Raw genomic sequence first — 23,781 nt, 5'->3', positions numbered from 1 at the left:
GGTGGCGGGTCACTGGGCGCGCAGCCAGGGCCGTACCAGCCTACGGGCCTCGTGCAGCCGGGACTTCAGCGTGCCCAGCGGAATGCCCGCGCGTTCGGCGGCCTCGGCGTACTCCAGTTGGCACAGGTCGCGGTAGACCAGCGGGGCGACCAGGTGCGGGTGCTCGCGCTCCAGCCGGTCAAGCGCCTCCAGCAGATCGACCCGGGAGCCCGCGATGACGCTGGTGGTGCGCGGGTCGGCGGCCTCCGGCACCTCGGCGGGGGCCGGCTGTTCGGCGGCCCGCCGCTTCAGCTCGCGGTACTTCTGCCGGCAGCAGTTGGCGACGACCGTGTAGAGCCAGGTGCTGAAACGGCTGCGACCCTCGAAGCCACCGATGTGCCGGGCCACCTGGAGCAGTACGTCCTGGGCGGCCTCCTCGGCGTCCTCCCGGCAGGGCAGGAAGCGCCCGCAGCGGCGCACCACTTCCGGCCGCAGCCCGGCCAGCAGCCGGTCCAGGGCAGCCCGGTCGCCCGCGGCCGCCAGGCGGGCCAGCTCCTCGGCCGTCGCGGCGTCCGGCACGTCGGCTCTCCTCTCGGAGTCGATCTCGGGCCAGGCATGATAGTCGTATGCACCCCCCGGAGCGGATCGGCCGGTACCGCCTTCAACATCGCCTGGGCAGCGGGGCGTTCGCCACGGTGTGGCTCGCCCACGACGACGAACTGGACGCCCTGGTGGCGGTCAAGGTGCTCGCCGACAACTGGTCCCACCGCCTCGATGTGCGCGAGCGCTTCCTCGCCGAGGCGCGGCTGCTGCGCCGGGCGGGGTCCAGCCGGGTGGTGCAGGTCTACGACATCGGCGAACTGGACGACGGCAGGCCGTACTTCGTCATGGAGTACGCCGACGGAGGCACCCTCGCCGACCTGTGCGTCGACGGTCCCCCGCCGGTGTCCGAGGCGCTGGAGCTGACGGCGCTGGCCGCGCGGGGCGCCGCCGCGCTGCACGAGGCGGGGATCGTGCACCGGGACATCAAGCCGACCAACCTGCTGCTGCGCACCGCCCCGGACGGCGGGCGCCGGCTGTTGCTGGCCGACCTGGGGCTGGCCAAGTGCCTGGCGCAGGCGTCGGCGCTGACCCTCGCGGCGGGTTCGGCGGGCTACCAGCCCCCGGAGCAGGCCGAGCCGGGCGCCGGCATCGACGAACGCGCCGACGTCTACGGCCTGGGCGCGGTGGGCTACGAGCTGCTGACCGGGACCGTGCCGGGCCCGCCGGGCAGGGTGCTGCCGCCGAGCCGTCTGCGGCCGGACCTGGACCCCGCAGTGGAGCGGGCGGTGCTGCGGGCGCTGGAGCCGGACCGCGAGCGGCGCTGGCCCTCCGCGCGGGCGTTCGCCGACGAGCTGGACCGGCTGGCGGCGGCCCCTGCCCGGCCCAGGTGGTCCGGCGCGGTGCGGGGCAGGCGCGCGGTCCTCGTCATGGCGGCCGCGCTTGCCCTCGTGGCGGCCGGGAGCGTGGCGGCGCTGTTCCCGCACCGGCCCGCCGGGGGCGCCGGCGCGGCGCGGGTACGGGACGCCTCCGGCCGTATCGCCGTCGAGGTGCCCGCGGGCTGGGACCGGGAGCTGCGCGACTCCGGGTGGGACCCGCGCGTCCTCGGGCTGTCCGGCGGCAAGGAGCCGGGGCTGGTGGTCGCCGACGACCTGTCCCGCTGGTCCGACCTCGGGGAGCCGGTGAACGGGGTCTTCGTCGGCGTGGGCGAGGGGGATCTCACCGGCCGGGTGGGCGCCCTGGCGCACTCCGGCTGCCGGGGCGCGGACCGGCACGCGTTCACCGGGCCGGGATGGCGGGGCACGGTCCGGGTGTGGAGCGGCTGCGCGGGCGGGGGCTCGGTCACCGAGTCCGCGCTGCGCCCCTCGGACGGCGCGCACGGCCCGCAGGTGTACGTGCAGGTGCGCCAGCACGGCGGCCCGGACGCCACCGACGGCATACTCCGCTCGCTCCGGGTCACCTGATCGGGGGGAACCCTCGTCCGGCGTGGCGGGGAGGCCCCGTTGAGCGGAGACTTCTTCAGGCGCGGAAGTTTTTCTGCCTCGTCCCGAACTTTTCCGCCGCACGGCGCATCGGAAGCTGTGACGGCGCATCCGGCGCCGACGGCACGCGGACCTCGCGCGCCGTGGATTACAGGGAGGCTTGTGCGACATGGCGAACTCATCCCCGGCCAGGCGGTGCGGGACCCTGCTCGTGGGCTCCGCCGCCGTACTGGGCCTCCTGACCGCCTGCGGCAACGGTGACGTGGGCGCGGCCCCGGCGAAGACGGTGTCCGGCTCGGCGGCCCCCGCGACCGAGACGTCGGCCCCGGCCGAGTCCACCGGCTCGCCCGACGCGGCCGGCACCCCCTCGCCGGTGACCCAGAGCGGCGGCACCACGACCCCCAGCTCGGCGCCGGACACGGCGACGAAGACCGTCAGGCCCGACAGCGCCAGGAGCACCCGCTGCCACACCTCGGAGCTACGGGCCGCCGTGGGCCGGAACGATCCGGGCGCCGGGCAGGAGAACTTCCCCGTCGTCCTCACCAACAGGTCGCCCCGCACCTGCACCCTGCGCGGCTATCCGGGCGCGGCCTTCGTGAACGCCTCCGGCACCCAGCTCGGCCGCGACCCCGAGCGCACCCCGGGCTCCCCGGTGACGGTCACCCTCCGCCCCGGCCAGAGCGCCTGGGCCGGGCTGACCTTCTCCAACCCGCAGGTCAGCGGCGCGAAGTCGCAGAAGCCGACCTCGCTGGTGGTCACCCCGCCCGATGAGCGGGACCCGCTGAAGGTGACCTGGACGGGCGGTCCGGTACCGGTCTCCGGGAACTCCTCCTCGGTGCGCCTGACCGTCTTCGCCCCCGGTTCGGGCGCCTGACCGGGCCGGACGGCGCCGGGTCCCGGTCGGCCCGGCGCACCGGGGTCTGTTTTCATGAGCGGGCACATCACCACCGATCCGGAGGATCCCCCTGAACACCCCGCTCGCCGAGGCTCTGTCGGCCGTCCTGCTCGTCGCCGTGCTCGCCTGGGCGGTGGTACGGCCCTTCGGCTGGACCGAGGCCGTCCTCGCGGTGCCCGCCGCCGGGATCGCCATCCTCACCGGCGCCATCTCCCTGGACCACGCCCGCGACGAGGTGGCCCGGCTGGGCCCGGTGGTCGGATTCCTGGCCGCGGTGCTCGTACTGGCCCACTTCTGCGACGTGGAGGGCCTGTTCCGGGCCTGCGGGGCGTGGATGGCCCGCTGGTCGCGGGGGCGGCCGGTACGGCTGCTGACGGCGGTGTTCGCGCTGGCCTCGGTGATCACGGCCGTACTGAGCCTGGACGCGACGATCGTGCTGCTCACCCCGGTGGTGTTCGCCACGGCCGCCCGCTCCGGCGTCCGCCCCAAGCCGCACGTCTACGCGTGCACGCATCTGTCGAACACGGCGTCACTGCTGCTGCCGGTGTCCAATCTGACGAACCTGCTGGCCTTTACGGCGAGCGGGCTGTCCTTCACCCGGTTCGCCGCGCTGATGGCACTGCCCTGGCTGGCCGCGATCGGCGTGGAGTACGTGGTGTTCCGGCGCTTCTTCCGCCGCGATCTGTCGGCGGCGGCGCCGGCCGCGCGGGACACCGGCGAGGAGCCACCGATGCCGGTGTTCGCGCTGGTGACCGTCGGCTGCACCCTGGCCGGATTCGTGGTGACGTCGGCGTTCGGCGTCGATCCGGCGTGGGCGGCGGCGGCGGGCGCGCTGGTCATGGCCGGGCGGGCGGTGGTGCGGCGGCAGGCGACCCCGCTGTCCGTGGTGCGGGCGGCCGCGCCGCCGTTCCTGGCGTTCGTGCTGGCGCTGGGCGTGGTGGTGCGGGCGGTCGTGGACAACGGCCTCTCGGACGCGCTCGGGCATCTGCTGCCGTCCGGGAGCGGGCTGCTCGCGCTGCTGGGGATCGCCGCGCTGGCCGCCGTACTGGCCAACCTGATCAACAACCTGCCCGCCGTGCTGGTGCTGCTGCCGCTGGCCGCCCCCGGCGGGGCGGGTGCGGTGCTGGCGGTGCTGCTGGGCGTGAACATCGGCCCGAACCTCACCTACGCCGGTTCGCTGGCCACCCTGCTGTGGCGGCGGATCGTGCACCAGCACGACGAGGGCGTGGACCTCGGGGAGTTCACCCGGCTGGGCCTGATCGCCGTGCCCTCGGCGCTGGCGGTGTCGGTGGTGGCACTGTGGGGGGCGCTGCGGCTCATCTGACGGGTGGCGTGGACCGAGGAGGACATGGGATGCGTGCGGTCGTCTGGCTCGTCGAGGGCACCTGGCCCGCCTGTGTGGACGCCGTGCGCGTGCACGCCCCGCACGCCCGTGAGGTGGTGCTGCTGCATGTGTCGGGGCCAGAGGTGCCCGGTGTGGCGCACGGCGCGTTCGCGGGGCTGATGGGGCGCGGGCGGGCCTGGGAGACCGATCCGGGCGACCGTGTCGAGGCCCTCGGCGACGGCTCCGCGGCGGAGCTGCTGGACGCGGCCGCCGAACGCCTTGGCCGCCCCTGTGTGCGCGAGGAGCGCGCGGGCCGCCCGGAGCGCGAGGTGGTCGCGGCGGCCGAGGGCGCGGGCCTCCTCGTCCTCGCCCGCGACGGCGACCGTTCCCGCCTCGGCCCCCACAGCCTGGGCCCCGCCGCGCGCTTCGTCGTCGACCACGCGCCGTGCCCGGTCCTGCTGGTCTGGCCCGGACAGGCTCCCGGCCTGGGCACGATCCCACCCCCGCCGCACCACCGCTGAGGTGACGGTTCAGCGGTGCCGGCCCCCGTAGCCCCCGCCGCCGTAGCCGCCGCCCTCGTACCGGCGCCCGTCTCCCCCGCCGTCCCAGCCGCAGCGGTCCCGGTACGGGGGGCAGGTGTCGTCGGCCGACGCGCCGGGCGTGGGACTGGCGGAGGGCGTGGCCGTGGGCGTCGGGCTCGACGTCGGGCTCGCGGAGTTCGTGGTGGGGGCCGGCTTGGCCGGAGTGCGGTGAGCGGAGGCCGTCGGGCTGCCCTTGTCCCAGTTGACGACCTCCATCTGCGGGTCGTTGCGGGCGGTGTCCACGACCCAGCGCTGGACGGCGGTCTCGGCGCGGTTCTTCAGCACCAGCGCGCCGGAGCCGTCGGTGGCGGCCGGGGTGAGGGCGAGGTTCTGGTTCCAGCGGGGCACGAGGGTGCCCTGGAGGGTGAAGTCGTAGCGGATGAAGCGGCCGTCGGTGCCGGTGGCCGAACAGGGGGCGAGCCGGACCGAGTAGCCGAGGCGGGAGTCCAGGCAGAGGGCGGGCGCCGCGTCGCTGCGCAGGCGGCCGTCCGCCTCGTACCGCCAGCGCTGGCCGGGTGCCGTGGAGCAGGTGACGACCTCGGTCTCGGCGCCCTCGACGGCCTTCTTCCCGACGATGCCGACGCAGCGCCCGGAGGCGACGTTGTGCAGCCGGCCCCGGACGGTCGGCCGGTTGCCGTCCGCGCCCGCCCAGGACGGCTGCGGCGCGGGCCCGGAGGTGTCCGGCGCCGGGGAGGGGGTGGCGTCGTGGGCGGTGGTGGGGCCGTCGTCGGAGCCGAGCACCGACCACAGCACCAGGGGCAGCGCGACGAGGGCGCCGACGGTGGCGACGGCCAGCGAGACATTGCGGCGCCGGACCCGCCGGGCCGCGCGGTGGGCGGTACGGCTCACGGGAGCCCGGTCCGCCTCGGCGGGTGCCGGCGGGGGGACGAACTCCTCGCCGCCGGCGGGCAGGGGCGGCGCCGGTGCGGGCGGTGCGGCGCTGTCGTCGGCACGGGCGGCGAGGTAGGCGGCGGCGCCCCAGCCGAGCACGGCCTCGGCGAGCGCGAGGGGGAGTCCGTCGTGGAAGCGGGCGAGCTGGTCGGCGGTGCGGGCGCAGTGGCCGCAGCCGTCCAGGTGACCGCGCAGGTCCGGGTCCATGGCGAGTCCGCCGCCGCGCCGGAAGGTGACGTCCAGCATCCGCAAATAGCGTCCGCACTCGGCGTCGGGGGCGAGTTCGCGGTGGGTCTGCAGGCACTCCTCGCGCAACCGTTCGCGTGCGCGGACGAGTTCGACGGCCGTGCTCTCCTCGTCCAGCCCGAGCAGCGCGGCGGGCACGGCAAGGGGTTCGCCCTCGACCTCGGTGTGCCAGAGCACCGCGCGGGAGGGCTGGGGCAGCCGCTGGAAGGCGCGGGCCAGCAGCCGTCGGCCCGGCGGCGGGAGCAGCCGGCCGGCGACGCGCTCCCCGCTCGCCGGGTCGGGCCGCAGCGCGGGGTGCAGGAGTTCCTGGCGGCCGTCGGTGTCCCACTCGGCGGCGATGCGCCGTACGGTGACCAGCAGTTGGGGCCGCCAGGCGGCGGAAGGGCCGGCCTGGTGCAGCGACTCGCCGAACAGCCGGGTGAACGCGGCCGTGGTCAGCATGCCGGCCGCGCGGGGCCCGTCGGCGCACAGCCGGGCGTAGGCGAAGGCGGCGGCCCAGTGCCGGTCGAGGAGTTCGCCGACGGGGTGGAGGGCGGACGCCGATCCCGTCCACTTCTGGAGTTCCGCACTGAGTTCGCCGTCGGATATACCGAACGGCCCGACGGAATTCCGGGAATTCGACGGCCCTTCGCCCTTCACGCGCTGTTCCTCCAGAATCCACACGGAATCAGGTCTGTACCAGTCGGCAGGATGGCGGACGAGGTGATGTCAACTCCCTTTCGGGGAAGGGCGATCGCCTCCGTCACGAAGACGCACACTTTCGCACAGGGCGACAGGGCGGAACAAGGGATCTCCCGTCGGAGAACGGGTTCACGGGAGATCTTTGACTCGTATTCAGCAGAGGCGAAATCGTTGACGCACAAAGAAGGCTTGGACGGGCATTTCCGGGCACGGTCCGGGTACCAAGTTGACGTGCTCCGGGCCGCCGGGTTGGATCATCCGGGTGCCGACCGAGACGAGCCCGCGCGACGGGAGCCGAGCCGTCCTCCTCGCACTCGTGCTGCTCCTCACCGGGTGCGCCACCGGGAGCCCCGCACCCGCGGGCCCCCGACTACCGCCCGGGCACGCCGGGTTCGACTACCAGATCGGCGGTGCCTACCCCCCGCCCGCAGGCGTGCGTGTCGTCACCCGGGACCGCGCCGACTCCCCCGCCAAGGGGCTGTACAACGTCTGCTACGTCAATGCCTTCCAGGCCCAGCCGCAGGAGCGCGCCGACTGGCCGGCCGACCTGCTGCTGCGTGACCGCGCGGGCGAGGTCGTCATCGACGAGGACTGGGACGAGCCCCTGCTCGACATCGGCACTCCGGCCAAGCGGAAACGCATCGCCGACCGGGTGAACCGCTGGACCGACGGCTGCGCCGAGAAGGGCTACGACGCGATCGAGCCCGACAACTACGACAGCTACACCCGCTCCCACCGCCTGCTCACCGCCGCCGACGCGACCGCTTTCATGCGCCTGCTCACCCGACACGCGCACGCCCGCCACCTGGCCGTCGGCCAGAAGAACACTCCGGAGCTGGCCGGCCACCGCAAAAGCGCCGGTCTCGACTTCGCGGTGGCCGAGGAGTGCGGCCAGTACGACGAGTGCGAGACCTACGCCCGCGCCTTTGACGACCGGGTGCTGGACGTCGAGTACACCGACAGCGGCCTGCGCAAGGCCCTGGCCGGCTGGGGCTCGCGGCTCAGCATCGTCCGCCGCGACCTGGACGTCTCCACACCGGGCGAGGCGGGGTACGTACGCCGGACGGGCTGATGCCCTCAGGGCCGGTCCAGCAGCTCCAGCGCGCGTGTCCACGCGAACCCCTCCGGCACCCGTCCCTCGCCGAAGCGGACGCCGAGCCCGCGCAGCCGGGTCAGGCTCTCCTGGTAGGCGGGGTGGGCGGCCAGCGCCTCGCCCACGCTGGGCAGGACCGCGATCGGCACGCCGAGCCCCAGCGCCTCGCACAGGGTGCCGACGGCCAGGGTGTCCGCGATGCCCGCGGCCCACTTGTTGACGGTGTTGAAGGTCGCCGGGGCCACCACGACCGCGTCCGGCGGCGGGAAGGGGCGGGGGTCGGCCGGGGAGCGCCAGGCGGAGCGCACGGGACGCCCGGTGCGGGACTCGGTGCCGGGCGCGTCGAAGTAGCCGTTCATCGCCGCCGGGGTGGCGATCACGCCCACCTCCCAGCCCCGCTCCTGGGCCTCGGCGATCAGCGTGCCGACGCCGGAGGCGACCCCGGCCGCGCAGACGACGACGTAGAGAAAGGGTTTCCCGGCGAGTTCGGTCACCGGGAAACCCTATAAGTCCAACTGAGCGGCGGTCAGCTCTCGGTGACGGTGATCGCCCCCACCGGGCAGGCACGGGCCGCCTCCCGGAGCATGGGGCTGCCCGCCCCGTCCTCGGCGCCGGGCAGCAGCATGCTGTAGCCGTCGTCGTCCTGGGTGAAGACGCTCGGGGCAGCCAGGGTGCACTGGCCCGCGCCGATGCAGAGGTCCTTGTCGATCTCGATGTCGGTGTGCATGGGAGAAGCCTCTTACCAGGTCACGGGGAGTTCCAGCATCCCCTGGATCGTGTCGCCCGGCTTGAAGGGGATCTCTTCGGCCGGGACCGCGAGTCGCAGGCCGGGCAGCCGGGCGAAGAGGCTCCCGAGGGCGATCTCCAGTTCCGCGCGCGCCAGGTTCTGGCCGAGGCACTGGTGGATGCCGAACCCGAAGGCGACGTGATGGCGGGCGGAGCGGCCGAAGTCGAGGGCGTCGGGGTCGGGGTACACGGAGTCGTCGCGGTTGATCACCGAGGTGGAGAACATCACGCCCTCCCCGGCCCGGATGGTGACCCCCTCGATCTCGATGTCGTCCACGGCCACCCGGAGCAGGCCGTCGGCGATGGACAGCATCCGCATCAGCTCCTCGACGGCCGTGGGCAGCAGCGCGGGGTCGGCGCGCAGCTCGGCCAGCCGGTCGGGGTGCTGGAGCAGGGTGTAGGTGCCCAGCGAGATCATGTTGGCGGTGGTCTCGTGCCCGGCGACCAGCAGGATGACGGCGAGCGAGACGACCTCGGCCCGGTCCAGCGCGCCCTCGCTGAGCTGCTTGTGGACCAGGTCGTCCAGTACCCCCTCACCGGGCTCGGGGTGGCCGGCCTTGGCGTCGATGAGGCCGCCGAGGTAGGTCTCCAGCTCCTTGCGGGCGTTCTGGCTGTCGTCGGCCGTCGGTCCGCGCAGCAGCTTGCGGGACTGCTCCTCGAAGAACTCGTGGTCGGCGTACGGCACCCCGAGCAGGTCGCAGATGACCATGGACGGCACGGGCAGGGCGAAGGCCGACACCAGCTCGGCGCCGGGCCCTTGCTCGATCATCGCGTCCAGGAGGTCGTCGACGATTTTCTGGATGGCGGGCCGGAGGGCTGCGGCACGTTTGACCGTGAACGACGGGATCATCATCCGCCGCTGGATCTGGTGCTCCGGGTCGTCCAGGCCCAGCAGGGCGACCCGGCGGTCCCGTACGCCCGCGAACCGGGCGGTGGGGATGGGGAACTCGGGGCGGCGCCGGTCGCTGGAGAGCCGGGGGTCGGCGAGCAGCGCGCGGGCCGCGGAGTGCCCGCTGACGGCCCAGACCTCGCGGCCGTCGTACAGGGTGACGCGGGACACGGGCCGGCCCTCGCGCAGCGGGCCGTACCCGGTGGGCGGGTGGTAGGGACAGGTGCGGTCCTGCGGGAAGGCGACGGGATCGGCCGCCTTCGCCGGGCCGGTGGTGTCCGTCAGTTCCGTCATGGATGGACCTCGCAGACGAAGAAGTACCTCGAACCGATCTTCATTAGATGCCCGGGGCACCCATGGGGCGACGGCAAGTTCGGCCAGATCAGCGACCCGTCGGATCTGGCCGAAGAAGCGCGGCCGCCGGAGGTGTCCGGGCAGCGGAATCCGGTCGTCCGACGCACATCGGTCCTCCCAGTGTCGTCACGTACGCCCCTTTTCGGCCACCCGCGGCCAAAGACCGGCCGAGAGATCCGGCTATTCACCCGCGTGGCCCAGAGGATGCGCGGTACGGATGATTCCGGCGGCCCCCGGTGTTGCGGTGGACCGCAGGCGCGAAGCCGTCGGCAGAACGGAACACGACGAAGGGGAGAAGCCATGTCTCTCGAGGGCGAGTACGAGCCGAGCCCGGAGCAATGGGTACGCGATCAGGTCGAGCTGTACGAGAGCTCCGGCGGGAGGGAGGGGAACACGCTGCTCGACACCGGGCTGCCGGTGATCATCCTGACCACGCGCGGCAACCGCAGCGGCAAGCTCCGCAAGACGCCGCTGATGCGGGTGGAGCACGACGGGAAGTACGCGGTGGTCGCCTCCGTGGGCGGCGCCCCGAAGCACCCGGTCTGGTACTTCAACGTCAAGGCCGACCCGGCGGTCGAACTCCAGGACGGCCCTCAGAAGCGGGAGATGCGCGCCCGCGAGGTGAAGGGCGACGAGAAGGCGCAGTGGTGGGAGCGGGCCGTCGCGGCCTTCCCGCCCTATGCCGAGTACCAGGAGAAGACCGACCGGGAGATCCCGGTCTTCGTGCTGGAGCCGGCCGACGCGAGCTGAACGGCCGCCGGGGGACGGTTCACGCACCTTCCGCGTACGGCGGGTGTGAACCGTCCCCCGGAGGGCACGCGTAGGTCAGGCCCCGCCGCGCTCCCCCGTCGCGGCGGGGCTTTCATGTGCGGCGCGGTCGGTGTGGTCGTGGCCCGTGTGGTCGCGGTCGGTGACGTCGAGGAAGATCTGCCCGGCCTCCGGGAACATCTCGGCGACGGACCGCTTGATCCGGACGGCGACCTCCTCGACCTCCTCGCTGTCCATTCCCGGCACCAGGTCGATGCGCGCGGCCACGAGGGCGGAGTCGATGCCGGTCTTCATGGTGAACAGCGCCTCCACGCTGTCGATCTCCGGCTGGGCGCGCAGCAGTTCCCGTATCCGCCCGGTCAGCTCGGGGTCGGCTGCCTCGCCGATGAGCTGGTCGCGGGCGTCGCGGCCGAGCCGGTAGGCGACGTAGACCAGCAGGCCGCCGATCAGGATCGACGCGCAGCCCTCCCAGACGGCCTGACCGGTGAGCATGTGCAGCACCATGCCGATGGCGGCGAAGGTCACCCCGAGCACCGCGGTGCCGTCCTCGGCGAGCACGGTGCGCAGCGCGGGGTCCTGGACGTCACCGACGCCCTCGCCCTGCCGGTGCGCCTGGCGTACCGCCCGGATCAGGGACACCCCCTCGGCGACGAAGGCGACGCCGAGCACGACGAGGCCCGCTATGTAGCCGCTGAGCTTCTCCTCGGCTCCGCTCCTGATCGCCTCGAAGCCCTGGAAGAAGGAGAAGCAGCCGCCCATCACGAAGATGCCGACCGCCGCGAGCAGGGACCAGAAGAACCGTTCCTTGCCGTAGCCGAAGGGATGGCGGGCGTCCGGCGGCCGCCGGCTGCGGCTCAGGGCGGCCAGCAGGAACACCTCGTTCAGGCTGTCGGCCACGGAGTGCGCGGCCTCCGACAGCAGGGCGGGCGAGCCCGCGAAGATCCCCCCGACGGCCTTGGCCACCGCGATCACCAGGTTCGCGGCGAGTGCCACGAGGACGGTGACGCGGGTGTGTCCGTCGGACTTGGTGGCCTCCTGGCCGTCGCTGTGGCCGGTCGTCGTGTCCGGCTGCTTTTCCGAAGTAGCGCTCACCTGTCGGCGACTGCCCCCGGCGGGGAGGATCACACGGGCCCGGACGGGGGAGGTCGGGGGCTGTCCGGGGAGGACGCGGGCCCGGTGAGGAAGGAGTGTCACATGGCGAGGAAGAGCAAGAACATGAGCAAGATCAAGGCGCCCCTCCTGCACAAACCGGTGGGCTTCGCGCTGAGCTGGGCCGGCGGCGCGCTGGCCGGGCTGGCCTTCCGGAAGGCGTGGATGGTGATCCGGCACGAGGAGGAGGCACCCGACCCGCTGGACCCGGACCGCGGCTGGGGCGAGATCCTGCTGGCGGCCGCGGTGCAGGGCGCGATCTTTGCGGTGGCGCGCAGCGTGGTGGACCGTACGCGCGCCAAGGCGGTCGCCCGCTCCACGGGTACCTGGCCGCACCCGAACGCGGCTCCGGGCAAGCGCTGAACCACCCGGCCGCCAAGAGAGTCAGGGCAACGAGCCGATCACAAACACACAAATTCGAACCGGCTCCGTCAAACCCGAAGACATATGTCAAGCGAACATGCTCAAATTCCTCCTGTGGAGCTGGTCGCCACGCGGCGCGGTCCGTCGCGGGCGCGGGTGGGACGGGTGGGAGGTGGTGCCGTCGTGCGGGAGGAACCCGCCCCGCTCAGCCGGCATCTGCGGGTGCGCGAGGAGCACGGGCACACCGTGCTGGAGTTACGGGGTGAGATCGACATCGCCTCGGCGGCGGAGATCTCACCCCTGCTGGACCGGCTCACCGGCCGCGAGCGCGTCCAAGTGGTGCTGGATCTGCGCCCCGTGGAGTTCTTCGACTGCTCGGGCCTGCGCCTGGTCAGCCGGGCCCGGCGCCGCGTCCTGGAGCGCGGCGGCCGTCTCCATCTGGTCTGCGTGCACCCACTGACCCTGCGCGTCCTCCGGGTCACGGGCCTGAGCCGCGTCCTGCCCCCGCACCCCACGGTGGAGTCCGCGCTGCGGGTCCCGGACAACCCCTAGGAGACACCCCCTAGGCTTCCGCCGGCTGTTCGAACAGCGCGCTCACCGATTCCCCGTCGTGGATGCGCCGCATCGCCTCCGCCAGCGCCGGGGCGATGGACAGCACCCGGAGCTTGTCGGTGCGCTCGTCCTCCGGGACCGGCACGGTGTTGGTGCAGACGATCTCCAGCACGTCCGGCTGCTCCCCCAGCCGCTTCAGCGCTCCCGCCGCGAACAGACCGTGGGTGCAGGCGACCCGGATCGAGCGTGGACCCAACTCCCTCAGACGGTCCAGAAGTTCGAGCACCGTGCTGCCCTTGGCGATCTCGTCGTCCAGCACGATCACGTCCCGTCCGGCGATGTCGCCGATCACCGAGCTGATGCTGACCCGGTCGTCCGCGAACCGCTGCTTGGCGCCGGCCGCGACCCGGGCGCCCAGCCGCCGGGCGAAGGCGGCGGCCTCCTTGGCGTTGCCGAGGTCCGGGGAGACGACCGTGGTGCGCGAGAGGTCGTACTGCCGGAAGTGCGCGGCGAGCTCGCGCAGTGCGTGCAGATGGTCGACCGGCACCGAGAAGAAGCCGTGCACCTGCGGCGCGTGCAGGGTCATGGTGAGCACCCGGCTGGCGCCCGCCGCCACCAGCAGATCCGCCACCAGACGGCCGCCGAGCGAGATGCGGGGCGTGTCCTTCTTGTCCGAGCGGGCGTAGGAGTAGTGCGGCATGACGACGGTGATCCGGGCCGCCGAGGCGCCGCGGGCCGCGTCGCACATCATCAGCAGCTCCACCAGGTGCTCCTGCACCGGCCGTACCAGAGGCTGGATCAGGAACACGTCCCGCTCCCGGCAGTTGGCCCGCAGCTGGACCTCCAGGCAGTCGTTGGCGAACCTGCTGACCCGTGCCGGGCTGAGCGTGACGCCCAGGTGCGCACACACCTCCTCGGCCAGCCGGGGGTGGGCGCTGCCGCTGAAGACGGCGATGTCTCGCACGATCCGCTCCTCGCATGATCGGTACGGGCTGGGCGGCCATGCTACCGGCCGCCCCTCCCCCGGCCCGGACGCCGGGCGTGGCGGGTCTCGTACGGGAGCGGCAGGGGTACGTACGTCAGCGGTGGGGGATGGTCAACTCGATTGCCTGTTCGCTTTGTTGGCGGGCATCCGAGGAGGGGGAAGGGAGAACCGTGGACAAGACGACTACGGCCGGCAGGACGGCTCCGGTCCAGGAGCGGCCCCGGCGGACGCCGCTCTGGGTCAAGGTGCTGGCGGCCATCGCCCTGGTGCTGGTGCTGCTGTTCGCCGGGATACGACTGGCCGTGCTGCCCGGCATCAAGGACCTGTTCGGCACCGAGTCCCGCGACCGCTCGGGCCCGGCGCTGCTGCAGTCCATCCAGGACATGAGCCGCTACCAGGCCGCCTCGGGCAACTTCCAGGTCGTCGTGGACCTGGAGAAGAACGCCAAGTACCTGCCCGACGCGCTGCGCGGCACCCGCACCCTGTACGTCGGCGCGGGCACCGTGGACTCCTACGTGGACCTCGGCAAGGTCGGCGACAAGGACGTGACGGTCAACGAGGACCGCACCTCCGCCGTGCTGAGGCTGCCGCACGCGCAGCTCGGCAAGCCCGCGCTGGACCCGGACCGCTCCTACGCCGTCTCCAAGCAGCGCGGCCTGCTGGACCGGCTGGGCGATCTGTTCTCGGACAACCCCAACGGCGAGCAGGCGGTGCAGAAGCTGGCCGTCAAGCACATCGGCGAGGCAGCCCGGGACAGCGAGCTGACCGCACGCGCCGAGTCCAACACCACCGGCATGCTCCAGGGCCTGCTGCGCTCCCTCGGCTTCACGGACGTACGCGTCTCGTACGGCCCCTGACGTCTTGTCTTGCCCGGTCAGGCATCACCGGCCGCTTACCGGGCACTCGCTGCTTCTCACGGGGATGTTCACGACTGGAGGACCACCGCATGGCCCGTACCGCCCTACGCCTGCCGACCGTACTGCGCACCCCTTTGCGGCGGGGGCGCGTGGAGAAGACCGAGCCGGTCGCCGAGCCGGAGCCGGTGGTGACGGAGCCGGTGGTGGCGGAGCGCAAGCCGCTGCCGCTGCCGATCCGGCTGCCGATCATGCTGATCGCGTTCGTGTTCATGGTGGCCTTCGCCATCGCGCTGGCCAAGGTCACGCTGGAGCCGTCGCCCGCCTCGGAGGCACTGACGCACAGCAACTTGCGGCCGGGCAACTCCCTGAAGGCGTACTTCGATTACGGGACGGTGCACGACGCCCTGAAGCAGATCGGCGGCAACGTGCTGCTGGGCCTGCCGTTCGGCGTGCTGGTACCGGTGCTGGCTCCCCGCGCGCGGGGCATCCTGCAAGTCCTGTTCCTGACCGCACTGGTGATGCTGATGGTGGAGCTGACCCAGGGCGCGCTGATCACCGGGCGGGCCTTCGACATCGACGACGTCATCCTCAACACCGCGGGTGCGCTGCTGGGCTGGCTGCTGCTGGGACGCCGGCTGGGGCGGGCGGTGCATGCCCGGCGGCCCAAGGTCGTGCAGGACTGAGCGTCCTCCACCGGTTTGTCCGGCCGGCCGCTCACTGGTCTGTACCAACCTATTGACTGGCCCCGGTCCCGGTCTCTACAACAAGAGGCGTCACTCCCCCCATGTGAAACGGAGAGTCATGGCATCCCCACGCCTGCTCCGCAGATGCCTCCTTGCCGCTCTCTCCGCCGCGCTGGTCGGCGCGGCGGCCGTCGGTCCCGCGAGGGCCGAAACGGCCGCCGCCCCGGCCGTCGCGGCTGCGACGTTCTCGGACTCCTTCGACGGCCCGGCGGGCTCCGCCGTCGACGGCTCCAAGTGGACGCTGGAGACTGGAGACAACGTCAACAACCACGAGCGGCAGTACTACACCTCGGGCACCAAGAACGCGGCGCTGGACGGCCAGGGCCATCTGGTCATCACCGCGAAGCGGGAGAACCCGGCGAACTACCAGTGCTGGTACGGCAGTTGCCAGTACACCTCGGCCCGGCTGAACACCTCGGGCAAGTTCAACGCGCAGTACGGGCACGTCGAGGCCCGGATGAAGATCCCGCGCGGGCAGGGCATGTGGCCCGCGTTCTGGATGCTGGGCACGCCGGTGAACTGGCCGGACTCGGGCGAGATCGACGTGATGGAGAACGTCGGCTTCGAGCCCTCCACCGTGCACGGCACCATCCACGGCCCCGGCTACTCGGGCTCGGGCGGCATCGGCGCGGGCTACTCGCTGCCGAACGGGCAGGCCTTCGCCGATGCCTTCCACACCTACGCCGTCGACTGGGCGCCGGACTCCATCACCTGGACGGTGGACGGCAATGTCTACCAGCGGCGCACCCCGGCCGACCTGGGCGGCAAGACCTGGGTGTTCAACAAGCCGTTCTTCCTGATCCTGAACCTCGCGGTCGGCGGCTACTGGCCCGGCGACCCGGACGGCTCGACCCAGTTCCCGGCGCAGCTCGTCGTGGACTCGGTGTCGGTAACCACCAGCGGCGGCTCGACGGGCGGCAAGGCCATCCGGGGCCTGGCCGGCAAGTGCGTGGACGTGGCGGCGGCGAACTCCGCCAACGGCACCCCCGTACAGCTCTACGACTGCAACGGCTCTGCGGCCCAGCAGTGGACGGTCGGCTCGGACGGCACGATCCGCGCGCTCGGCAAGTGCCTGGACCTGAAGGACAACGGCACGGCGGACGGTACGCCCCTGCAACTGTGGGACTGCGCGGGCAGCCCCAACCAGAAGTGGGTGGTGTCCTCGGCCAACGACATCGTCAACCCGCAGGCCGACAAGTGCCTGGACGTGACGGGTGCCAACTCGGCCAACGGCACCCGGCTCCAGCTCTGGACCTGCAACGGCACCGCCGCCCAGAAGTGGACGGTGGGCTAGCTACCCCTTGCCTCGGCGGGTGCCGCCGCGCACCCGCCAGGTGAACTTGTCGCCGCCGACCCAGCGGACCACGTCCGGGTCGTCCAGGTCGTGGATGACGATGCCGCGGGCGGCGGCGGCCTCCAGCACTCCCGTGATGGACGTGACCTCGCCGATCACCTCACCGTCGATCTCCATGACCCGGAAGGGCGGCGAACCCGGCCCGCCCTCACACACCCCGAGCACCCGGATGCGCGGATTGGACATGTACGGAGCTGATTGTTCGGTCATACATCCGAGCGTAGAACGCGAGGCGCGGGGAAGGCGCGTCCGCACGGGCCGTCCGGGCCGCCACCGTGCGCGGACCGCCCCGGTGGGCAACCCTGGAGGTCCGTGCGGAGCCGGGAGGTGGACATGGAACCCGTCGCGGCGCTGGACCGGATCGCCTTTCTGCTGGAGCGCTCGCTCGCGCCCACCTACCGGGTGCGGGCGTTCCGTACGGCCGCGCGCGTACTGAAGGACCTTCCCGAGGACGAGATCGCCCGGCGGGTCTCCACGGGGACGCTCCAGACGCTGAAGGGGATCGGCCCGAAGACCGCGAAGGTGGTCGAGGAGGCGGTGGCCGGGGAGACGCCCGCCTATCTGCGCTCGCTGGAGGAGGACGCCGGGGGCCCGCTGACGGCGGACGGCGGCGAGGAGCTGCGGGCGCTGCTGCGCGGCGACTGCCACACCCACTCGGACTGGTCGGACGGCGGCAGCCCCATCGAGGAGATGGGCTGGGCGGCGGCCGGGCTGGGCCACGAGTGGACCGCGCTCACCGACCACTCCCCCCGCCTCACCGTGGCCCGCGGCCTCTCCCCCGAGCGGCTGCGCGAGCAGCTCGGCCTCGTCGAGGCGCTGAACGAGCGCTGGGCGCCGTTCCGGCTGCTCACCGGCATCGAGTGCGACATCCTGGACGACGGCTCGCTGGACCAGGAGCCGGAGCTGCTGGACCGGCTGGACGTCGTGGTGGTGTCGGTGCACTCCAAGCTGAAGATGGACGCGGCCGCGATGACCCGCCGGATGGTGGCCGCCGTGTCCGATCCGCACGCGGACGTGCTGGGCCACTGCACCGGCCGGCTGCTCACCGGGCGCGGGCGGCCCGAGTCGGCCTTCGACGCGGCCGAGGTGTTCGCCGCGTGCGCCGAGGCGGGCACCGCGGTGGAGATCAACAGCCGTCCGGAGCGGCTGGACCCGCCCAGACGCCTGCTGCGGGAGGCGGTGGACGCCGGGACACTGTTCTCGATCGACACCGACGCGCACGCGCCGGGCCAGCTGGACTGGCAGATCCTCGGCTGCGCCCGCGCCGAGGAGTGCGGGGTGCCCGCCGGGCGGGTGGTGAACACGTGGACGGCGGACGAGCTGCTGGACTGGACCCGCGAGGGGCGGGTACCGGCGTCCTGACCAGCCGTTCCTTCGCGTGACCCGGATCACCCCGCCGGGCGGGAACGCCACCGCCTCGTTGTCCGTTGAACCACACGTGGACGCGGGCCCGACCTGACCTGGACCCCGTCCGCTGATGGACCGCCCCGGTCGTGATTCCCCCGTCACGGCCGGGGCATCTTCGTGTCCGGGGTCAGCGCGGGGCGCGCTCGTCCAGTGCGGCCCGCCAGGCGGGGGAACGGTCCTCGGGCACCGGTTCGGCGCGGCGGCCGCCCCGGCTGAAGAAGTCGGCCAGGGGCAGGATGGCCGCGCCCACGGTGACCGCGTCCGGACCGAGCCGCCCCAGGTCGATGGTGACCCGGTCCGCCGGGTGCCTGAGCGCGTAGGTGGCCGCGTGCCGGCGTACGGCGGGCAGGAAGCGGGTGCCGAGCTGGAGTCCGGCCCAGCCGCCGATGAGGATGCGCTCGGGCTGGAAGAGGTTGATCAGGTCGGAGAGACCCGCGCCCAGGTACTCGGCGGTCTCCTCCAGCACCGCGAGCGCGACCGGGTCGGGCTCAGCGTCCCCGGCCGGGTAGGCGGCGGCGAGCATCGCGGTGAGCGCGGTCTCCTCGTCGGTGCCCTCGGGAGGGCGTCCGCCCTCCTCGCGCCACCGGGCCAGCAGCGACTCGGCGCCCGCGTACGCCTCCAGGCAGCCCGGCGCCCCGCAGCGGCAGCGGCGCCCGCGCACCCGTACCGTCAGATGCCCCCACTCCACCGCGCGGCCGTGCTCAACCTCGGGAGTGACCAGGCAGGCGCCGACACCGGAGCCGAAGAGGACCACCAGGGCGTTGCGGGCGCCGCGCCCGGCGCCGAACCACATCTCGGCCTGGCCGAGCGTCTTGGCGCCGTTGTCGATGAAGTACGGCACGCTCTCGGGGAGCCCGGAGGTCGCCCGGAGCAGCCGCTCCAGCGGGACGGCGTCCCAGCCGATGGTCTGGCCGTGCACCACGGCACCCCGGTCGGTGGTGTGCTCCACGATGCCGGGCACGCCCACCCCGACACCGAGCAGCCGCTCGGGTCGCGCGCCCTCGGCGGCCAGCACCTCGGCGACGCCGTCCCGGATGTGGCCGGTGATGTCGTCCACGTCGTAGCCGGGGCGGGTCAACGGGCGCTCGGCGCGGGCGAGTTCGGTGAGGGCGAGGTCGAACAGCTCGACGCGGACGCGGGTCTCGCCGACGTCCACGCCGATCATCTGGCCGCTGTGCGGGGCGACCCGGAGCAGGGTGCGGGGGCGGCCGCCGTCGGAGTCGACGCTGCCTGCCTCCTCCACCAGTCCGTCCGCGATCAGGTCCGCCACGACGTTGCTGACCGAACCGGAGCTGAGTCCGGTGGCCGGGCCCAGTTCGAAGCGGCTGAGGGGGCCGTCGAAGTACAGCCTGTGCAGCACGGCCGTGCGGTTGCCCCGCCTCAGATCGCGTACCGTGCGCCCGTTCCGCCCCGCCATGTGGCCCCTTCCGACCCGTGCCCGACCTGCAACATACCCTTCGTGACAGGCCGGACACGACTTCGCGCGCGCCCTTATTTCATGCTGTGAGATTTCCTGGGGGCGCCGGAGGGGCGGAGTGCGGCTCAGCCGGCCGCGTACACATCCTCCACATAGCGGCCGGCGCCCACCAGCTCGTCCAGCCAGCGCGTCGCCGCCGCCTCGTCCGCGCCGGGGGTGCGCTCGCGGTACAGGGTGCGGAACGCCTCGCGGACGCCGGGTGCCATGCGGGCGCCGTCGCCGCAGACGTACACCCGCGCCCCGGCACCGAGCAGCTCCCAGACCTCGTCGGCCTCGGCGGCGATCCGGTGCTGGACGAACTGTGCGCCGTCGACCGGGGCCGCGCTGAAGGCGGGGCGGAGCGAGACGGCTCCGGCGCTCTCGGCGGCGCCCAGTTCGGCCGCGTGCAGATAGTCGGCGTCGGGGTCGTCGCAGCCGAAGTAGAGCAGTGCGGGCGGGAGTTCGGCGCCCCGGGTGCGGGCGGCGGCCCGGTCCATGACCACGCCGCGGAACGGGGCGAGGCCGGTGCCGGCCGCGATCAGCACGACGGGGGCGGAGGTGTCGGTGCGGAACGCCTCCCGGCAGGGCTGGACGCGGGCGTACACCGTGTCGCCGGGCCGCACGCCCGCCAGGTGTCCCGAACCGGTGCCCCGGTAGCGGCCCTTGCCCGAGCGGGCGGGGGCGTCGAGCACGGAGACCATGAGGTCGGCGTGGCGCGGGTCGGCGGCCGGGGAGGAGGAGATGGAGTAGTGGCGCGGGCGCAGCGGGGTGAGCAGGTCGAGCAGGCGGGGCCAGTCGAGGGCCTCGCGCAGGGCGGGGTGGTCCTCCAGGAGTTCGAGGAGGGTGCGCGGGTCGTCGCCGGTGAGGGCGGCGAGGGCGGCTCGCTCGGGCGGGCAGGGGTTGGCGGCGGCGAGGAGTTCGCGCTGGCGCGCGGTGGGCCTCTCCTGCAACTCGACGTACCGGGTGAGGAGTTCGTGCACGGTGAGCGGGCGGTCCACGGCCAGGCCGTCGCGGCGCGGACGGGTGGCGCGGATGTCGAGCACGGTGTCGGGGTCGGCGCCGAGCGCGGTGAGGGCCCGCTGCACGGTCTCGGGGGCGTTGACCGGCAGCACGGTGAGGTGGTCGGCGGTGCGGTAGGTGACGCCGTCGGGCAGGGCGACGCGCAGGAACCGCTTGACGCGCGGGTGTCCGGGCGCGGTGAGGTCGTACGCCTCGGTGACGGTCATGGGGACCAGCTCGTGCCGCTCGGCGAGGGCGTCCAGCGGGCCGCCGGTCAGGGCGCGGACCTCGTAGGCGGTGTCGGGCTCGTCGGCCGGGGCGGTGGCGTCGGGGTCGCCGTACTCGGTGAGCAGGGCGGTGCGCAGCGCGGCGGTGTAGTCCCGGACGGCTCCGGTGAGGTCGCCGGAGGCGTCGGCGGCCGCGCGCGGGGTGAGCCGGGTGGCGCCCAGCTCGGCGAGGCGGGCGTCGACGCGGGTCGGCATGTGCTGGTAGGTGGCGGCCCAGTTGCGGTCGCCGACGCCGAGCACGGTGAAGGTGACGCCGGTGAGGTCGTGCTCGCCCTCCAGCCAGGCGGCGAAGGCGATCGCGTCGTCGGTGGGGCGGCCGTTGTAGGAGGCGGCGGTGATGACGACGGGCCGGTCGGTGGGCAGGCCGTCGGCGTACGCGTCCAGGGGGGCCACCTCGGTGGCGCAGCCGAGCGCGGCGGCCTCGTCCGCGAGCTGTCCGGCGAACTCGCGGCAGGTGCCGTAGTTGCTGCCGTGCAGGAACAGTGCGGCGGTGCCGGGGCGGACACGGGCGGGGAGCGCCCGGGCGTCGGTGTCCTCGGAGGCAGTCACGGCGGCGGCGCCGGGCAGCGGGGCGTGGACGCGGTCGGCGTCGGTGCGCGGGGTCAGGGTGAGGGTGAAGCCCTCGGGCTTGAGGGTGAGGGTCTCCTTGATGTCCAGCGTGTAGTCGGCGTGGTCGTGCAGCCGGTAGCGGTGGACCAGCATGGCAAGCAGCATGGTCGCCTCGTGCAGCGCGAACTGCCGTCCGATGCAGGCGCGTTCACCGGTACCGAAGGGCTTGAAGGCGTGTACCGGACGGGCCGCCTCGGCCTCGGCGGTGAAGCGGTCGGGGTCGAACAGCCCGGGGTTGTCACCCCAGACGGGCTGGCGGTGCAGCATCGGCACCAGCACGCTGACCGCCTGCCCGGCGCGCAGCGGCACCCGCCCGCCGAGCAGCGTGTCCTCGCGGGCCTCCCGGCTGAAGGCGGCGGCGGTCGGCCACAGCCGGAGCGCCTCGTTGAGCACCTGGCGGGTGTAGGTGAGCCTGCCGATGTCGTCGTACGACGGCTCGGGATCGGCGGTGTCGCCCCACAGGGCGTCGGCCTCGCGCTGGACCAGCCGGAGCACGGCGGGGTGCTTGGCCAGGTAGTACAGGGCGAAGGACATCGCGCCGGAGGTGGTCTCGTGGCCGGCGATGAGGAAGGTGATGACCTGGTTGCGGATGTTCGCGGTGTCCAGGGTGGTGCCGTCGGCGGGGTGCCGGGCGGTGAGCATCAGCCCGAGCAGGTCGGCGGCCTCGCTCTGGTCGGTGCCGGTGCGGGCGGCGATGACCTCGTCCACGACCCCGGCGAGGTAGTCGGCGTCCTTGCGGAAGGCGGCGTCGGCCGCGGTGTGGTCGCCGCCCGGCACACGGGCCAGGCGGGTCATGCTCCACTCCAGGCAGCGCACCATCGACTCGACGAAGGGGTGGGGCTCGGCCCGCTCGAAGGAGCCGAAGTCGTAGTCGAACCCGGCGAGGCCGATGGTGTCGAGCGTCATCCGGGTCATGTCGCCGGGTACGTCGACCGGCTGCCCGGCGCGGGCGGAGCGGTCCCATGCCTCGATGAGCCGCCGGGCCACCTTCAGCATCACCGGGTGGTAGGCGCGCATGGAGCCGAGCGCGAAGGCGGGCATCAGGATGTCGTGCGCCTTGGCCCAGTTCGGCTCGTCGTTGTACGCGGTGAACAGGCCGTCGGCGGCGAAGGCGCGCACGTTCTCCAGCGCGGGACCGATGTGCTTGGCGAACCGGTCCTCGTCGGCGAGGTCGGCGATCAGGTCGGCGTCGGCGACGAAGAGGGCGTCGCGCCCGTGCAGTCGGCGCACCAGGACCGGCCCGTGGGTCCGCATCAGCTCCATGACCTGCTGGATGGGGGTGCGGGTCGGCCCGGTGGCGGAGATGTCGACGACCGGCACGCCGGTGAGTGCGGGGGGCTCGGGGTGCGGTGCGGTGGGGGGCATGGCGGCGGCAACTGCCTTTCGCGGGGCGGGAACTGGCGTTTCGCGGGGCGGGAACTGGCGTTTCGCGTGGGGGGCTGGCGTCTTCCAGCGTGCTCCAGCGGCGGGGCGAGTCCGTACCGGGCCACTACACGAACGTGCAGTGGAAAGTGGGCGCGGCCCCTTGCGCACCGGCTCCGGGATTCCCCGTAAGTTGCCGCTGACCTGGGTTTTCGTCTTGGATGGTGGGGACGGTTCGGCACCTTGGGAGGCTGGCGTGGAGTGGGGGCCGGCGGATGCCGTGGTGTGGCGCAACCGGGCCCTGATGCTCTTCGACCGGGTCGCGGTGCCGGTCGCGGTCTGCGACGTGTACGGCAAGGTGGTGCTGGCCAACCCGGCGATGGCCGCCGAGTGCGGTACGTCACCCGGGCAGCTCCGCGGCCGTGACGTGCTGGAGCTGTTCCGCCCCGAGGAGGCCGGCCAGGTCGAGCGGATCGCCCAGGCGCTGCGGCTGCGGCACCGCTCCCGCTACCAGGTGTCGGTGAGCTGGAGCGCGCCCGGCGGCACGGAGCGGTACGGCGAGCTGACCGCCGACCCGGTGAGCGACTCCACCAACGAGACCCCGGCGCTGCTGGTGATGCTCCGGGTGCTCGGACAGAGCGAGCCGGAGCCCGCCGCCGAGCCCGCGTCCGTCACCCCGGTCGAGGGCGCTGTGCTGGCGCTGCTGGCCCGGGGCGCCACCACCGGCCGGGCCGCCCGCGAGCTGGGCCTGAGCCGGGACGGTGTCGCGTATCACCTGCGCCGCCTGTCCGCCCGCTGGCACGCGGCCAACCGCACCGAACTGGTCGCGCGCGCCTACGCCCTGGGGGTGCTCGCGCCCGGTGTGTGGCCGCCTCGGGTACGGGGTGCCGAGGCGGAGTAGGAACGGGGCGCCGAAAACCGCTTGGCCCGGCACGGCGGCGCTCTATACCCTCGTAAACCTAGACCCCCTAGGCTCATGGCTACAACAGAAGGACATTCCCGATGCGACCCCTCACCGAGCAGGACATCCGCGCCTCCTTCGTCAACTGCTCCAAGGGCGACGCCAAGCGGCTGGCCGTCCCCCGCGACCTGGCCGAACGCCCCTGGGACGACCTGGACTTCCTGGGCTGGCGCGATCCGGGCGCGCCCG

Annotated in this window: 24 protein-coding genes; 14 read left to right on the top strand and 10 right to left on the bottom strand. The window is 73.3% G+C overall.

The window, feature by feature from the left end; genetic code table 11:
* Positions 1 to 9: 9 nt before the first annotated feature.
* Complete coding sequence (locus E5082_RS23520; RefSeq protein WP_135793252.1) at positions 10 to 558, bottom strand: RNA polymerase sigma factor; 549 nt, start codon at positions 556 to 558, stop codon at positions 10 to 12.
* A 47-nt stretch (positions 559 to 605) separates the two neighbouring features.
* Here E5082_RS23520 and E5082_RS23515 point away from each other — a divergent pair, with 47 nt between their 5' ends.
* The 4 genes from E5082_RS23515 to E5082_RS23500 all read left to right on the top strand — a co-directional run bounded on the left by E5082_RS23515 (position 606) and on the right by E5082_RS23500 (position 4,740).
* A complete protein-coding gene (locus tag E5082_RS23515; RefSeq protein WP_135793251.1) occupies positions 606 to 1,982 on the top strand; it encodes a serine/threonine-protein kinase in 1,377 nt (458 codons plus the stop codon).
* Between the two features lie 187 nt (positions 1,983 to 2,169).
* Positions 2,170 to 2,874: a DUF4232 domain-containing protein gene (locus E5082_RS23510; protein WP_135793250.1), complete on the top strand. Its 705-nt coding sequence runs from the start codon at positions 2,170 to 2,172 to the stop codon at positions 2,872 to 2,874.
* A gap of 91 nt (positions 2,875 to 2,965) precedes the next feature.
* Positions 2,966 to 4,219: an arsenic transporter gene (locus E5082_RS23505; RefSeq protein WP_135793249.1), complete on the top strand. Its 1,254-nt coding sequence runs from the start codon at positions 2,966 to 2,968 to the stop codon at positions 4,217 to 4,219.
* A gap of 29 nt (positions 4,220 to 4,248) precedes the next feature.
* Positions 4,249 to 4,740 (top strand): universal stress protein, encoded by a 492-nt coding sequence (locus tag E5082_RS23500; protein WP_135793248.1) that lies wholly within the window; start codon positions 4,249 to 4,251, stop codon positions 4,738 to 4,740.
* Between the two features lie 9 nt (positions 4,741 to 4,749).
* Here E5082_RS23500 and E5082_RS23495 read toward each other — a convergent pair whose 3' ends face one another.
* Positions 4,750 to 6,576 carry a ricin-type beta-trefoil lectin domain protein gene (locus E5082_RS23495; protein WP_135793247.1) on the bottom strand — a complete coding sequence of 609 codons (1,827 nt, stop codon included), beginning with the start codon at positions 6,574 to 6,576 and terminating at the stop codon, positions 4,750 to 4,752.
* 304 nt (positions 6,577 to 6,880) lie between these two features.
* On the opposite strand from E5082_RS23495, the gene E5082_RS23490 reads away from it, so the two are divergent.
* Positions 6,881 to 7,690: an endo alpha-1,4 polygalactosaminidase gene (locus E5082_RS23490; RefSeq protein ID WP_373309999.1), complete on the top strand. Its 810-nt coding sequence runs from the start codon at positions 6,881 to 6,883 to the stop codon at positions 7,688 to 7,690.
* Positions 7,691 to 7,695: 5 nt separating this feature from the next.
* Here the strand turns inward: E5082_RS23490 and E5082_RS23485 are convergent, their stop codons facing one another.
* The 3 genes from E5082_RS23485 to E5082_RS23475 are packed head-to-tail and all read right to left on the bottom strand — an operon-like array spanning position 7,696 to position 9,680.
* Positions 7,696 to 8,205: a flavoprotein gene (locus E5082_RS23485; protein ID WP_135793246.1), complete on the bottom strand. Its 510-nt coding sequence runs from the start codon at positions 8,203 to 8,205 to the stop codon at positions 7,696 to 7,698.
* 32 nt (positions 8,206 to 8,237) lie between these two features.
* Complete coding sequence (locus E5082_RS23480) at positions 8,238 to 8,438, bottom strand: ferredoxin (RefSeq protein ID WP_030805169.1); 201 nt, start codon at positions 8,436 to 8,438, stop codon at positions 8,238 to 8,240.
* A gap of 12 nt (positions 8,439 to 8,450) precedes the next feature.
* Positions 8,451 to 9,680, bottom strand: coding sequence for a cytochrome P450 (locus tag E5082_RS23475; RefSeq protein ID WP_135793245.1), 1,230 nt, complete (start codon positions 9,678 to 9,680; stop codon positions 8,451 to 8,453).
* 360 nt (positions 9,681 to 10,040) lie between these two features.
* On the opposite strand from E5082_RS23475, the gene E5082_RS23470 reads away from it, so the two are divergent.
* Positions 10,041 to 10,490 (top strand): nitroreductase family deazaflavin-dependent oxidoreductase, encoded by a 450-nt coding sequence (locus tag E5082_RS23470; RefSeq protein WP_135793244.1) that lies wholly within the window; start codon positions 10,041 to 10,043, stop codon positions 10,488 to 10,490.
* 75 nt (positions 10,491 to 10,565) lie between these two features.
* Here the strand turns inward: E5082_RS23470 and E5082_RS23465 are convergent, their stop codons facing one another.
* Entirely contained in the window at positions 10,566 to 11,600 is a 1,035-nt protein-coding gene (locus tag E5082_RS23465; protein ID WP_135793243.1) for a cation diffusion facilitator family transporter, read from the bottom strand.
* Positions 11,601 to 11,702: 102 nt separating this feature from the next.
* Here E5082_RS23465 and E5082_RS23460 point away from each other — a divergent pair, with 102 nt between their 5' ends.
* Entirely contained in the window at positions 11,703 to 12,020 is a 318-nt protein-coding gene (locus E5082_RS23460) for a DUF4235 domain-containing protein (RefSeq protein WP_135793242.1), read from the top strand.
* Between the two features lie 183 nt (positions 12,021 to 12,203).
* Positions 12,204 to 12,572, top strand: a complete 369-nt coding sequence (locus E5082_RS23455) for an anti-sigma factor antagonist (protein WP_229918721.1) — start codon at positions 12,204 to 12,206, stop codon at positions 12,570 to 12,572.
* 10 nt (positions 12,573 to 12,582) lie between these two features.
* Here the strand turns inward: E5082_RS23455 and E5082_RS23450 are convergent, their stop codons facing one another.
* Positions 12,583 to 13,536, bottom strand: a complete 954-nt coding sequence (locus tag E5082_RS23450) for a ribose-phosphate diphosphokinase (RefSeq protein WP_135793240.1) — start codon at positions 13,534 to 13,536, stop codon at positions 12,583 to 12,585.
* A 191-nt stretch (positions 13,537 to 13,727) separates the two neighbouring features.
* Here E5082_RS23450 and E5082_RS23445 point away from each other — a divergent pair, with 191 nt between their 5' ends.
* The 3 genes from E5082_RS23445 to E5082_RS23435 all read left to right on the top strand — a co-directional run bounded on the left by E5082_RS23445 (position 13,728) and on the right by E5082_RS23435 (position 16,451).
* The gene (locus E5082_RS23445; protein WP_229918720.1) at positions 13,728 to 14,414 is read left to right on the top strand and encodes a DUF4230 domain-containing protein; all 687 of its coding nucleotides are present in this window, start codon (positions 13,728 to 13,730) and stop codon (positions 14,412 to 14,414) included.
* An 89-nt stretch (positions 14,415 to 14,503) separates the two neighbouring features.
* The gene (locus E5082_RS23440; protein ID WP_135793239.1) at positions 14,504 to 15,097 is read left to right on the top strand and encodes a VanZ family protein; all 594 of its coding nucleotides are present in this window, start codon (positions 14,504 to 14,506) and stop codon (positions 15,095 to 15,097) included.
* A gap of 118 nt (positions 15,098 to 15,215) precedes the next feature.
* Positions 15,216 to 16,451, top strand: coding sequence for a ricin-type beta-trefoil lectin domain protein (locus tag E5082_RS23435; protein WP_135793238.1), 1,236 nt, complete (start codon positions 15,216 to 15,218; stop codon positions 16,449 to 16,451).
* Here the strand turns inward: E5082_RS23435 and E5082_RS23430 are convergent, their stop codons facing one another.
* A complete protein-coding gene (locus E5082_RS23430; protein ID WP_135793237.1) occupies positions 16,452 to 16,721 on the bottom strand; it encodes a hypothetical protein in 270 nt (89 codons plus the stop codon).
* 123 nt (positions 16,722 to 16,844) lie between these two features.
* Here E5082_RS23430 and E5082_RS23425 point away from each other — a divergent pair, with 123 nt between their 5' ends.
* A complete protein-coding gene (locus E5082_RS23425) occupies positions 16,845 to 17,873 on the top strand; it encodes a PHP domain-containing protein (RefSeq protein ID WP_135793236.1) in 1,029 nt (342 codons plus the stop codon).
* A 172-nt stretch (positions 17,874 to 18,045) separates the two neighbouring features.
* Here E5082_RS23425 and E5082_RS23420 read toward each other — a convergent pair whose 3' ends face one another.
* Both E5082_RS23420 and E5082_RS23415 read right to left on the bottom strand, forming a co-directional pair.
* Positions 18,046 to 19,335, bottom strand: a complete 1,290-nt coding sequence (locus E5082_RS23420; RefSeq protein ID WP_135793235.1) for an ROK family transcriptional regulator — start codon at positions 19,333 to 19,335, stop codon at positions 18,046 to 18,048.
* A 125-nt stretch (positions 19,336 to 19,460) separates the two neighbouring features.
* Positions 19,461 to 22,634, bottom strand: coding sequence for a bifunctional cytochrome P450/NADPH--P450 reductase (locus E5082_RS23415; RefSeq protein WP_135793234.1), 3,174 nt, complete (start codon positions 22,632 to 22,634; stop codon positions 19,461 to 19,463).
* Between the two features lie 301 nt (positions 22,635 to 22,935).
* Between E5082_RS23415 and E5082_RS23410 the strand changes: the two genes are divergently transcribed.
* Together E5082_RS23410 and E5082_RS23405 are read left to right on the top strand one after the other, a co-directional pair.
* Positions 22,936 to 23,532, top strand: a complete 597-nt coding sequence (locus E5082_RS23410) for a helix-turn-helix transcriptional regulator (protein ID WP_373310005.1) — start codon at positions 22,936 to 22,938, stop codon at positions 23,530 to 23,532.
* Positions 23,533 to 23,633: 101 nt separating this feature from the next.
* Positions 23,634 to 23,781 (top strand): FBP domain-containing protein (locus E5082_RS23405; protein WP_208766253.1); only part of this gene is annotated, 148 nt, incomplete at its 3' end.

It is taken from the genome of Streptomyces griseoluteus, from assembly GCF_004784465.1.
Lineage (GTDB): Bacteria > Actinomycetota > Actinomycetes > Streptomycetales > Streptomycetaceae > Streptomyces > Streptomyces griseoluteus.
Note: the sequence above shows the minus strand (reverse complement) of the source record. Positions and strands in the feature narration are given on the sequence as shown.